Below are 12189 nucleotides of genomic sequence, written 5' to 3' on the forward strand. Positions count from 1 at the left end.
CGGCGCGGGCGAGCATCCTCCGGGCCATCCCGGCGACCGTCGCGAGCCGCCGCTCGTCGGGATCGACGAGCGCGATCTCCGACAGCGGCAGCTCGCCGCGCAGGCGGGCGAAACCGTCGATCAGCTCCGGCGTGTACGTGGAACCGCCCCCGACAACGGCCAGTTTCATTTGACTCCCGTCAGCTTGACGCCCTCGATGAAGACCTTCTGGGCGAAGAAGAACACGACGATCACCGGGGCCATGGCCAGCAGGGTGGCGGCCATCGTGAGGTTCCACTGCACGCGGTGCACCGACCGGAACGCCGCCAGCCCCAGCGACAGCGTCCAGTTGTCCAGGTCGGTCCCCGCGTACAGCAGGGGCCCGTAGTAGTCGTTCCAGCAGTAGAAGAACTGGAAGAGCGCCACGGCGGCGACGGCCGGTCGGGCCATCGGCAGGATCACCCGCACGAGCGTGCGGAACTCGCCGCAGCCGTCGACCTTCGCCGCGTCGGAGTAGTCGCGCGGGATCGTGACGAGGAACTGACGCAGCAGGAAGATCGAGAACGCGTCGCCGAGCAGCATCGGCAGGATCAGCGGCCACAGCGTGCCGGTCAGGTGGAAGCGGGCCCAGATCAGGTAGATCGGCACCGCCACGACCTGCGGCGGCAGCATCATCGTGGTGATCACCAGCAGGAACGCCAGCCGCCGCCCGCGGAAGCGGAACCGCGCCAGCGCGTACGCCACGGGGATCGACGACACCAGCATGAACGCGGTGGCGAGCAGCGAGTAGAGCAGCGTGTTGCGGATCCACGTCAGCAGCGGCGCCTTGGCGAAGATCTCGGCGAAGTTGCCCCAGTTCCAGGTGTGCGGCCACAGGTCGGAGGTGAGCGCCTGCCGGTCGCTCATCAGGGCCGTGAGCGCGATGAACACCAGCGGGCCGAGGAACATCAGCGCGAGCGCGATGGCCAGCGCGTGCCGGGCCACCCACAGCAGCGCGGTCCGGGTCACGATTCCTCCTCCATGAAGCGGAACTGCCGCAGCAGGATGAGCGTGAACACCATCGCCACCGCGAACAGCACCAGCGCGAGCACGCACGCGTAGCCCATCGCGTAGTCGCGGAAGCCCTGCTGGAACAGCCACTGCGGGAACGTCAGCGTGGACTGGTCGGGGTAGCCGGGGGTGAAGACCGACCCGGCCGAGTCGGTCGCCCCGGACGCGACCCGCGCGGCCACCTCGGCCTGGGTGAAGTACTGCAGCGTCTGGATCACCCCGGTGACCAGGGCGAACGTCAGCACCGGCCGGATCACCGGCAGCGTGATCGACGTGAACTGCCGCCAGCCGTTCGCGCCGTCGATCGCGGCGGCCTCGTAGAGCTGTTTCGGCACGTCGAGCAGGGCGGCCATGAAGATGACCATCAGGTCGCCGACCGACCACAGGCCGAGCAGGGTCAGCCCCCACTTCGACCACGCCGGGTCGCCGAACCAGTCCGGCGCGGGCAGCCCGACGGCCGACAGGATCGCGTGCACCGGCCCGGTGCCGGGGTTGAGCAGGAACACGAACCCGAGGGTCCCGGCGACCAGCGGCACCAGGGCGGGCAGGTAGAAGATCGTGCGGTAGACGCCCACGCCGGCCTTCAGCCGGGTCACCAGCTGGGCGACGCCGAGCCCGAACAGCACCCGCAGCGGGACCATCACCACGACGAGCCACAGGGTGTTGCGGATCGCCGTCCAGGCCGCCTGGTCCTTGAGGAAGTACTCCCAGTTGAGCAGCCCGACCGGTTCCAGCGTGAACAGGTCGTAGCGCTGGAAGGAGAAGTAGACCGTGGACACCAGCGGGTAGACGAAGAGGATCGCGAACCCGGCGAGCCAGGGGGACAGGTAGAGCAGGGCACGCAGGTTCCCGCGCATCGGCTCAGCCGCCCGCCGTCAGCTTGAGCTTCTCGTCGATCTTCTTGTCGACCTCGGCGAGCAGCGCGTCCAGGTCGGACGCGCGGCCCGACTCCCACTTGATCTGCGCCTCCTGCAGCGTCTGCTGGTTGAAGACGGAGTTCACATGGGCCGGCAGCGTGGTGCTGTGGGGATTGGCGAAGACGTCCAGGAAGGTCTGGAAGTTCGGGTCCTTCTTAAGATCGGGCGACTGGAGCGCGGGCAGCGTGCTCGGCACGTTCCTGATCGCGTTCGACAGCGTGACGAGTGTTCCGGTGTCGGTGGTGAGGTATTTCACCAGCTCCCAGGCGGCCTCCGCGTGCTTGGCGCCGCGCGGGACGCCGATGACGGTGCCGGTGATGTAGCCCGCGCCGTACCGCTGGGGCTGGTCGTCGGCCACCGGCAGCGGCGCGGTGCCGTAGCCGAGGTCCGGGGCGTCGGCGGCGAGCATGGCCGTGCGCCACTCGCCGTCGACCGCCATCGCGACCTTGCCCGTGGTGAACGGGTTCTCGGCCGACCACTCGTCGCCGAAGCTCTTGCGGAACTTCTCGAGCTTGTCGTAGCCGTACCAGTCGGTGAGGTCCTTCTGCCAGGTCATCAGCTTCTTCCACTGCGGGTCGGAGCCGATGGCCGAGGTGCCGTCGGGATTGGTCCACTTCGCGCCGACCATCACGCCGGTGTGGATGGGGGCGTTCTCGTACATCTGGCTGGTCGGGACGAACCCGGCGACCTTGATGTCGCCCTTGTCGTCCTTGACCGTCAGCTTCTTGGCGAGGTCGGCCAGCTCGCCCATCGTCTTCGGGGGCTGGTGGCCCTTCATGAGCGTCTTGTTGTAGTAGAGGCCGTACGCGTCGGCGAGCATGGGCATCACGCAGCGCTTGCCCTGATACTGCGTGTATTCGGCGATCACCTTCGGGAACAGCGAGGCCGGGTCGATGCCGCTCGCCTTCAGGTAGGGGTTGAGGTCCTGGAAGATCCCGGCCTTGCAGAACTCGGCCACGCTGTCGGTCGTGAACGACAGGGCCACGTCGGGCGGGTTGCCGCCGCGCACGGACTGGAGGATCTGGCTGTCCTGGACGGCCTTGGTCGGCTTGACCGTGATCCAGGGGAACCTCTTCTGGAAGCCGGCGAGGGTCTCGTCGAAGGCCTTGAGCTCGTTGTCGGCACTGAAGCCGTGCCAGAACTCGATGGTGACCGGGTCGTGGCTCGCCCCGCTCTGGATCACCTTGGGCGGCCCGCTCTCGGTGCCGGCCGTGCAGGCGGTGAGCGCGGCCAGCCCGGCCGTGGCGGACAGTGTGGCGGAGACGAGGAGAAGGCGTTTCATGGGGGTGCCTCCCTAGCGCTTGGAAGGGGATGCGTTCGCGCCGAACAGCTCCTCGCGTACGGCGCCGAGTGCGAGGTCGAGGGCCCCGGCGAGGACGGGATTGCCCTCCAGGGCGGACAGCAGCACGCGGGGGCGGGGGATGGTCAGCGCGTGCAGCTCGCGCTCGACTGTCCCCCGCAGGACCTCGCCGCCCGCCAGCAGCACGCCGCCGGACAGCACGACGATCTCGGGGTCGACCACGGCGGTGATCGCGGCCAGCCCCAGCGCGAGACGGCCGGCCAGGTCGCGCAGGGCCTCGCGCGCGCTCTCGCCGTCCGCGCCGCCACGTCCCGCCGCGGCGACCGCGTTGCGTACGGCGCCCGCAGCGGTGGAGCCGCGCACGCCGTGCGCGCGCAGGAGGGCGAGCACGGCCGGGCCGCCCGACAGCGCCTGGAACCCGTGGTTGGCCCGCCTGCCGACGTCCCGCGCGGTGGGGGCGCCGACCACGGGCATGTAGCCGACCTCGCCCGCGCCGCCGGTCGCGCCGCGGTGCAGGCGGCCGCCGATGACGAGGGCCGCGCCGATGCCCTCGTCGGCCCACAGCAGCACGTAGTCCTGGTGGCCGCGGGCGCCGCCCCGGGACCGTTCGGCCTGCGCGACGAGGTTGACGTCGTTCTCCACGTCGATCGGCACGCCGATCCCGTCGCGGAGGGTCCCGATCAGGTCGGGGATGTGCCAGCCGGGGATGTGGGCGGCGTAGCCGAGCCGGCCGGTCGAGGGGTCGACGGCGCCGCCGATGCCGACGACCACCCGGCTCAGCTCCGTCGGGTCGAGGCCGGCCGGGCCGCACGCCCCCGCGAGGGCGGCCCGGACCCGCTCCACCACGTCGCCTCCGGTGCGCCCGGGGGTGGCCAGGCGGTGCTCGGCGACGACCGCGCCGGTGACGTCCGCGACCGCGACGGCGATGCGCGCCGGGGTGACGTCCAGCGCCGCCACGTGAGCGGCGCGGGGGTTGATCCGGTAGAGCTCCGCCGTACGGCCCGGCAGGCCCTCGCGGATGCCGTCCAGGACGACCAGACCGGCCTCCTGGAGCCGGGCCAGCAGCTGGGAGGCGGTCGGCTTGGACAGGCCGGTCAGCGCCCCCAGCTCGGGCCGGGTCAGCGGACCGCGTTCCAGCAGGACCATCAGCGCGGCGCGGTCGTTGATCGCGCGCAGCAGGCTCGGCGTCCCCGCGATGGGCCTGGTCATGCCTTCTCCTCCAGCTCCTCCGGCCATGCGTTAGGAAAGTTTCCTAACTATGGACGCGACCGTACGAACGGGCCCGGACGCCGTCAAGAGCGCGCTCGGCGCCGAGATCCACCTGTGACCCCTCGTTCCCGATGCGGGCGAAGAGCGGGACGGCACGTAGAATCTGGCGGCCTATGCCACAGTCTTCGACGGGCGAGCTGGCCCGGGAGCAGAAGTACGTCGCCGCGCTGTACGAGCGCCTCGACGTGCTGCGGGAGCGCACGCGCGGGCAGCTCGACGCCGTGCTGGCCCAGGGGGCCTCGGGGACCCACCAGAACCGCTCGGAACGCGACTCCTTCGCCGGCATGTACGCCCAGCGCCTGGCCCGTCTGTGGGCGGTGGAGAACGGCCTGTGCTTCGGCAGGCTCGACCATTCGGAGGGTGAGCGGCTGTACATCGGCCGCATCGGCCTGTCGGACGACGACCAGCACCGGCTGCTGATCGACTGGCGGGCCCCGGTGGCGCAGCCGTTCTACCGGGCCACCCCGGCCGCCCCGATGGGCGTCACCCGGCGGCGTCACCTGCACACGCGGGGCCGCAACGTCACCGCGATCGACGACGACCTGCTCGACCTCGACGGCCTCACCGACGCCGACCGGGCCTCGCTCAACGGCGAGGCCGCCCTGCTGGCCGCGCTCGGCGAGAAGCGCACCGGCCGCATGCGCGACATCGTGGCGACCATCCAGGCCGAGCAGGACAAGATCATCAGAAGCGACCTGAACGGCGTGCTCGTCGTCCAGGGCGGGCCGGGCACCGGCAAGACCGTGGTGGCCCTGCACCGCGCGGCCTACCTCCTGTACACCTACCGGGAGCGCCTGGAACGCCGGGGCGTGCTGATCCTCGGGCCCAACCCGACCTTCATGCGCTACATCGAGCAGGTGCTGCCGTCCCTCGGCGAGACCGACGTGCTGCTGTCCACCGTGGGCGAGATGTACCCCGGTCTGACCGCGACCCGGGAGGACTCGCCCGAGGCGTCCGCGGTCAAGGGCCGGATCGGGATGGCCGACGTGATCGCGCGGGCCGTACGGGAGCGCCAGCGGATGCCGCGTACGCCCGTGGAGATCCGGCTCGACAAGTTCACGCTGAAGCTCGACCGGCAGACGCTGGACGCGGCCAGGTCGAAGGCCCACCGCTCGCGCCGGCCGCACAACCAGGCCAGGTCCGTGTTCGTACGGCACCTGCTGACCGCGCTCACCCGGCAGGCGGCCAGGCACCTGGGACGCGGCAACCTCGACGACGCCGACTTCGCCGACCTGCGCGAAGACCTGCGCACCGAGGAACCGGTGCGGGTGGCGCTCAACCGGCTGTGGCCGTACCTGACCCCGCAGCAGCTGCTGATCGGGCTGTTCACCGACCGCGAGCGGATGGCGGCGGCCGGGCTGGGCGCGCGGGAGTGCGACCTGCTGCTGCGCGAGCCGCCCAAGGCGGGGGAGAAGCCGGGGGAGAACTGGTGGAGCGTGGCCGACGTGCCGCTGCTCGACGAGGCCGCCGAGCTGCTGGGCGACATCGACGAGGGCGTGCTGCGGGCGGCCCGCCGGGCCGAGCAGGAGCGCGAGGAGCGCATCGCCTACGCCCGCGAGGTGCTGGAGCTGACCGGCCTGGCCGACATCATGGACGCCGAGCGCTTCGCCGAACGGCAGCAGGCCGAGGAGACATATCTCACCACGGCCGAGCGGGCCGCCAGGGACCGCACGTGGGCCTTCGGCCACGTGATCGTGGACGAGGCCCAGGAACTGTCGGAGATGGCCTGGCGGATGGTCATGCGCCGCGTCCCGAGCCGGTCCATGACGATCGTCGGCGACATCGCCCAGACCGGGTCGGCCGCGGGCGCGGCGAGCTGGGCGCGGGTCCTCGACCCGTACGTCGCGGGTCGCTGGCGCGAGGAGCGGCTCAGCGTCAACTATCGCACCCCCGCCGAGCTGATGGAGGTGGCCGCCCGCGTGCTCGAACTGGTCGGCCCCGACCTGAAGGCGCCGGAGTCGGTGCGGGAGACGGGCGAACGGCCGTGGGCCCTGCGGGTCGCGTCCCTGGTGGAGGCGGGCCCCGCGGTCGCCGCCGAGGTCGTCGAGGGGGGCCGCCTCGTGGTCATCGCCCCCGCGGGGATGACCGGGGAGATCGGGCGGATCGTCCGGGCCGCCGTGCCGGACGCCGCCACCGGGCCCGGCCCGGCCGCGCTGGACGCGCCCGTGGCGGTGCTGTCGGTGACCGAGGCCAAGGGGCTGGAGTTCGACTCGGTGATCGTGGTCGAACCCGGCCGGATCCTGCGGGAGTCGCCGCGCGGCCCGAGCGATCTCTACGTGGCGCTCACCCGGGCCACGAGCCGCCTCGGGGTCGTCCACACCGGCGATCTGCCGGAGGCTCTGACCGGCCTGGAACGGCGCTGAACCGGCACCGCTCCCACCTGCGGAAACATGGTGTTTCCGCTGATCGGGACGCGGTTGACATCTGCGCTGAGGTCGGTAGTTTGCTGCAAAGTCCAGCACGGGACTGACCGGTTGGCCGTTCTATGGCGCCGCTGGCCTCTGCGTCGATGACGGAGCGTGATCCCGTCAGCACACCAGGCGCAGGGCGGCGTTCCGCCGAGGCGGGGCACCCCAGCCGGCCGGGGGGTTGGACCCAGGAGGGGCCCGGGCACCCAGTAGACAACGGAGCTCCGCGCCCGCCGCCGACGGGACGGAACCGGTCCGAAGGGCCGCCCGGGCCCCCTTCACTTCCTCGTAGAGTTGCCAAGGGCCGGTTTGGCGGCTCACGCCGCCGTCTGCGACCCTGACCTGGGGTGATTTTCCACACCAGGACGCGGGCCCATCGACACGCGAGGAGAAACTGTCCCGTGGCACTGAAGACGGCACAGGACGCGGAGCCGGCCGCCGCCGCGGCGCCCGGGCCGCGCGTGCCGGGCACGCTGATCCGCCTCGCCGCGTCCGTAGCGGGCGGCCTGGTGCTCTACCTCGCCTTCCCGCCCCTCGGGTGGTGGTTCTGCGCCCCCCTGGGCACGGCGCTGCTCGCCCTCGCCGTCCGCGGCGCCAGGCCGCGCCGGGCCGCGTGGATCGGGTACGCCGGAGGGCTGGCGTTCCTCCTGCCGACGCTCGCCTGGGTCCGCCCCATCGGGGACGACGCCTGGCTGGCCCTCACGGGCATCGAGAGCCTCTTCTGGGCGGCGCTGGCATGTCTCGCCGCACTCGTCATGCGGCTGCGCCTGTGGCCGCTCTGGGTGGCCTGCCTGTGGGTGGCGCAGGAGTGGGCCCGGGGACTGTTCCCCGTCGGGGGCTTTCCCTGGGCGCGGCTGGCCTTCAGCCAGGGCCAGTCGCCGTACACCGGCTTCGCCGCGCTGGGCGGCGCCCCACTTGTAAGTTTCACGGTCGTCCTCACGGGGACGCTGCTCGCCGCGCTGGTCACACGGCGCCCGCCGAGGTGGCGGGCCGACCGGGTGGTTGCCGGAACGCTCCTCGCCGCGATAGCCGTACCGGTGCTGGGGCTGGTCGTGCCCCGGCCCGGCGACGAGGGCAGGACAGTGCGGATCGGTGTCATCCAGGGGAACGTCCCCGGGCGGGGGATGTACTTCCTCGGCGACGAGCCCGCCGTCGTGCTGCGCAACCACGCCGACGAGACGCACAGGATGGCCGAGGCCGTACGCGCCGGGAAGCTTCCGCGGCCCGACCTCGTGGTCTGGCCGGAGAACTCGACCGACATCGACCCCTACAGCAGCGAGTTCGCCCGCCAGACGATCGACTCGGCCGTGAAGGACATCGGCGTGCCGGTCCTCGTCGGCGCGGTGGTCAAGATCGGCACCGATAAGCGGGCCACCCGCGGCGTGGTCTGGGACCCGGTCACCGGCCCCGGCGCGTACTACGACAAGCGGCGGCTCGTGCCCTTCGGCGAGTACACGCCCATGAAGGACCTGTTCCTCGCGCTGTCGTCGCGGGCCAACCTGGTCGGCCGCCAGTCGGTGGCCGGAGACAAGCCGGGGGCGCTGCGGATGGGCCCGGTGACCGTCGGCACCGTCGAGTGCTACGAGGTGGCGTTCGACAGCACGGTGCGCGAGACGGTGCTGGCCGGCGGCACCCCGCTGGTCGTGCAGACCAACAACGCCAGCTACGCGCTCACCAACCTGCCGCCGCAGCAGCTCGCGATGTCGCAGCTGCGCGCGGTGGAGTTCAACCGCGCGGTGGTCACCGCGGCGACCACCGGCATCTCCGCGTACGTCGGCCCGGACGGCCGGGTCGGCTGGCGTACGGACGAGCTGGTGGCGGGGATGAACGTCCTGGACGTCCCCGTCAGGACGAAGAACACGCTGGCGGCGGAGGTAGGTGCGCTGCCTGAGTGGGTTTTGATACTCATGGGAGCCGGAGCGACGGTGGCGGCCATCTCTGGGCGGAGGAAAAGCTGATGGAGCGGACCCCGGGGCGGGTGCTCGTGATCGTCCCCACGTACAACGAGCGGGAGAACCTCCCGATGATCACGCGGCGGCTGCGTGAGGCGCTGCCCGAGGTCCACCTGCTCGTGGCCGACGACAACAGCCCCGACGGCACCGGCCGGATCGCCGACGAGCTGGCCGAGGCCGACGACCACGTCCACGTCCTGCACCGGACGAGCAAGCAGGGGCTCGGCGCCGCCTACATCGCGGGGTTCCGCTGGGGCCTGGCCGAGGGCTACGACGTGCTGGTGGAGATGGACGCCGACGGGTCCCACCAGCCCGAGGAGCTGCACAAGCTGCTCGACGCGGTGACCGACGGCGCCGACCTCGCCATCGGGTCCCGGTGGGTGCCCGGCGGCAAGACCGTCAACTGGCCGTTCTCGCGTGAGCTGCTGTCCCGGGGCGCCAACACCTACGTCCGGCTGGTGCTCGGCATCCCTGTCCGCGACGCCACCGCCGGCTTCCGCGCCTACCGCGCGGCAACGCTGGAGAAGATCGGCCTGGACGACGTCGAGTCCCAGGGTTACTGCTTCCAGGTGGACCTCACGCTGCGCACCGTACGGCAGGGCCTGCGGGTGAGGGAGATGCCGATCACGTTCGTCGAGCGCACCGTGGGCAGCAGCAAGATGAGCCGCAGGATCATCATCGAGGCCTTCTGGCGCGTGGCCGTCTGGGGGGTCACCGGCTTAGCCGACCGGTTTCGCCCGCGGCGATAGGCGCGATCCGCAGGAACCCCAGCGGCCGCGGGGACGTTGACGCAGACGTACGAGTGCCGGGGTGAGTGGGGCAAGACATGGTGCGGATCGGGCTGTTCCTGGGGTTCCTGCTGGTTCCCGTCCTGGAGATCTGGTTTCTGATCCGGGTGGGGTCCGTGATCGGCGGGTGGGAGACGGTCGCCCTGCTCATCGCCGACAGCATCCTCGGCGCCTGGCTGGTGCGCCGGGAGGGCCGGCGGGCCTGGGCGGCGCTGCGCACGGCCGTCGAGTCGGGGCGCATGCCGGACAGGGAACTCGCCGACGGCGCGTTGATCGTCGCCGGCGGCGCCCTCCTCATGACCCCCGGCTTCCTGAGCGACGTGTTCGGGTTCTTCATGATCCTGCCGTTCAGCCGGCCGATCGCCCGCCGCTGGCTGTCGTGGTTCCTCGGCCGCCGGGTGCGCACACTCGCCGCCCGCTCGCCGTACGCGCCGATCTTCGACCGGACCGCGGGCTTCGGCGGGGCCGGCTTCGACGGGGCGGAGCGCTCCGGCGGGCCCGCCGGAGCCGGCCGTGGCCGCGTGGTGCACGGCGAGATCGTCGACGACGACTGAGAGCGGCCGGGACTCAAAGCGGCGGGGCACGCCGTTGCCCCGGCGGCGGAGGCACACCGGGGCAACGGGGCTGGTGACGGACGAAGCGCGGCCTACAGTCGCGGCTCGTCCTCGCCGGGGATGTCCCGGCGGCGGATGTCCCGGTCCCGGGCGTCCGGGTCGGTGACGAATCGGTCGCCGGACCGCGTCACCGGATCGCCGGTGCCGAACCGCTCCTGCGATCGGGCCGCCGGATCCTCGGTGCCGTACCGCTCGCTCGACGTGATCGAGGGGTCGCCGGCGCCGAACAGCTCCCCGGACCGGGTCGCGGGGTCGCGCGGGGCCAGCGGCTCACCCGGATGCGTGCCGGGAATCTCGGCGTCCAGCCGGTCTCTGGAGCCGAGCGCGGGATCGTCGGTGCCGTACCGCTCCCCGCCGCGGGTCACGGCGTAGTCCGTGTAGTGCCTGTGGTCCGTCTGGTCCCTGTGGTCTGTCTGGTCTGTCTGGTCTGTCTGGTCCCTGTGGTCCAAGAGGTCCTCGGAGTCCGCCTGGTCCTCGGTGCCGAGCCCCAGGCGTTCGCGCTCGCGCCGCCCGCCGCTGTCGGCCCAGCCGGTGAGGCTGTCGGACCGGTTCGCACGTTCCCAGGCGGCGTCCCAGCTCATGTCGTAGTGACGGTAGAGCTCACGCTCCTGCTCCGCGGACAGGTGCCCGTCGGCGTCCAGCTCCACGTCGGGCGCGTTCTTGACGTGCTCCTTGGCGTACGGGACCTCGACATGACCGGCCGTCAGGTTCGCGTCGTGCAGCGGGATGAAGGTCTCCTTGGTGTGGAGAAGTCCCGTCTTGACGCAGACCCACTTCGGCCGTCCCGTCGCATCGTCCAGGAAGACCTGCGCGACCTCGCCGATCTTGTCGCCGTTGAGGTCGTGGACCGGGTTGTCGAGCACCATGGGGATCTGCTCGTGAGTGATCACGTGCTTCTCCTTGTCTCTCGCTTGGTCGGTCCCTTTCTGGGCTACCGCCGATGGGAGAACGAAAACCACCTTTCCGGAAAATCACCGCTGTCGCGGGGTATGCCGTGACGCCGCTGTCTCGGCATCGTCCCAGGTGGGCGTCGTGATCGCGGTGTCGGCCGCCATCGCGAAAATCATCGTCATGATCTCGGGCCGGGGGTGTTCCGGCGGTTACGGCGTCCACCGGCCGGCGGAACCGTCCGGTCTCGGGCAGCCGGGCTGGCGGGAAGCGGAAACGTGGAGCGGGCCGACAAGAATGGCCTTGGTCGAAATTGGCAGGAATCGTCCACACGACTGCCTGTGACTCCAATCAATTCGGCTCGGCGCTTGAAGCGGGCGAGAGCCGCGTGAAAGAATTCATACAAGTATTCGAATGAGCTGGAGGGGGTGTCATGGCGTCGCCACTTATCGACCCTGACCGTTCCGGCCGTTCGAACACGCTGGATAGGGCCTGGTGGGAGCGGCTCACTGCCTGCTCGCCTCTCTGGTCCTCGGAAGGCACGTCCACCGGCGATGGGCGCACCTGGGGAATCAGCCGAATAAATATCCCTGGCGATCCGGCCCGCGATCCTCGAGTCGCGCAAAGGTGGCAATTCCTCGTTGGGCAAATGCCCCCGCGTCCAAGTGCCGCTGCCGACAGTGCCGGTGCCGACAGTGCCGGTGCCGACAGCGCCGGTGCCGAAAGTGTCGCTGGTGCGTCTGCTGATGCCGACGATGCCGGGGCGGGTTCTGCCGGGCCGGGTTCTGCTGAAGCGGGCTCTGCGAGGGCGGGTACCGCTGGCGCGGGTGATCGGCGGGTTCGGTCGTCGTGGGTGCTGGTGGCCTCGGCGCGCGCGTCGGTGCAGTCGTTGGCGTTGGCGGCGGTTCCGGATGATGTGGATATCTGCTTGGCCGAGGCCGAGGAGTTGTTGTTCGCGCGGGATCGGATCACGTGTGCTCTTGCTGATCGGGTGGGGCGGGTGCATCGGGCGGGGCAGGCCAAG

General features: G+C 71.2%; 10 protein-coding genes and 1 pseudogene. 5 read left to right on the forward strand and 6 right to left on the reverse strand.

Annotated elements, in window-relative coordinates:
* The 5 genes and pseudogenes from AB0J39_RS33515 to AB0J39_RS33535 all read right to left on the reverse strand — a co-directional run.
* Positions 1 to 169: pseudogene (locus AB0J39_RS33515) on the reverse strand (6-phospho-beta-glucosidase); the annotation flags it as partial.
* The gene (locus AB0J39_RS33520; RefSeq protein ID WP_363472115.1) at positions 166 to 987 is read right to left on the reverse strand and encodes a carbohydrate ABC transporter permease; all 822 of its coding nucleotides are present in this window, start codon (positions 985 to 987) and stop codon (positions 166 to 168) included. The pseudogene AB0J39_RS33515 and the gene AB0J39_RS33520, both read right to left, overlap by 4 nt.
* Positions 984 to 1886, reverse strand: coding sequence for a sugar ABC transporter permease (locus AB0J39_RS33525; RefSeq protein WP_363472118.1), 903 nt, complete (start codon positions 1884 to 1886; stop codon positions 984 to 986). The genes AB0J39_RS33520 and AB0J39_RS33525 overlap by 4 nt, the downstream gene beginning before the upstream one ends.
* Before the next feature lie 4 nt (positions 1887 to 1890).
* Positions 1891 to 3228: an ABC transporter substrate-binding protein gene (locus AB0J39_RS33530; RefSeq protein WP_363472121.1), complete on the reverse strand. Its 1338-nt coding sequence runs from the start codon at positions 3226 to 3228 to the stop codon at positions 1891 to 1893.
* 12 nt (positions 3229 to 3240) lie between these two features.
* Positions 3241 to 4455, reverse strand: a complete 1215-nt coding sequence (locus AB0J39_RS33535; RefSeq protein WP_363472124.1) for an ROK family transcriptional regulator — start codon at positions 4453 to 4455, stop codon at positions 3241 to 3243.
* A gap of 173 nt (positions 4456 to 4628) precedes the next feature.
* Here AB0J39_RS33535 and AB0J39_RS33540 point away from each other — a divergent pair, with 173 nt between their 5' ends.
* The 4 genes from AB0J39_RS33540 (at position 4629) to AB0J39_RS33555 (ending at position 10217) form a co-directional block, all read left to right on the forward strand.
* Positions 4629 to 6878, forward strand: coding sequence for a PhoH family protein (locus tag AB0J39_RS33540; protein ID WP_363472127.1), 2250 nt, complete (start codon positions 4629 to 4631; stop codon positions 6876 to 6878).
* 446 nt (positions 6879 to 7324) lie between these two features.
* Positions 7325 to 8881: an apolipoprotein N-acyltransferase gene (lnt, locus tag AB0J39_RS33545; RefSeq protein WP_363472130.1), complete on the forward strand. Its 1557-nt coding sequence runs from the start codon at positions 7325 to 7327 to the stop codon at positions 8879 to 8881.
* Positions 8881 to 9624 carry a polyprenol monophosphomannose synthase gene (locus AB0J39_RS33550; protein ID WP_363472133.1) on the forward strand — a complete coding sequence of 248 codons (744 nt, stop codon included), beginning with the start codon at positions 8881 to 8883 and terminating at the stop codon, positions 9622 to 9624. The genes lnt and AB0J39_RS33550 overlap by 1 nt, the downstream gene beginning before the upstream one ends.
* Before the next feature lie 77 nt (positions 9625 to 9701).
* Entirely contained in the window at positions 9702 to 10217 is a 516-nt protein-coding gene (locus AB0J39_RS33555; protein WP_363472136.1) for an FxsA family protein, read from the forward strand.
* A 92-nt stretch (positions 10218 to 10309) separates the two neighbouring features.
* Here AB0J39_RS33555 and AB0J39_RS33560 read toward each other — a convergent pair whose 3' ends face one another.
* A complete protein-coding gene (locus AB0J39_RS33560) occupies positions 10310 to 11167 on the reverse strand; it encodes a PRC-barrel domain-containing protein (protein WP_363472139.1) in 858 nt (285 codons plus the stop codon).
* Positions 11168 to 11300: 133 nt separating this feature from the next.
* Between AB0J39_RS33560 and AB0J39_RS33565 the strand changes: the two genes are divergently transcribed.
* Positions 11301 to 11510 (forward strand): hypothetical protein, encoded by a 210-nt coding sequence (locus AB0J39_RS33565; protein ID WP_363472142.1) that lies wholly within the window; start codon positions 11301 to 11303, stop codon positions 11508 to 11510.
* Positions 11511 to 12189 lie beyond the last annotated feature (679 nt).

Origin of the sequence: Microbispora sp. NPDC049633 (assembly GCF_040675265.1) — a bacterium.
Classification (GTDB): Bacteria; Actinomycetota; Actinomycetes; order Streptosporangiales; family Streptosporangiaceae; genus Microbispora; species Microbispora maris.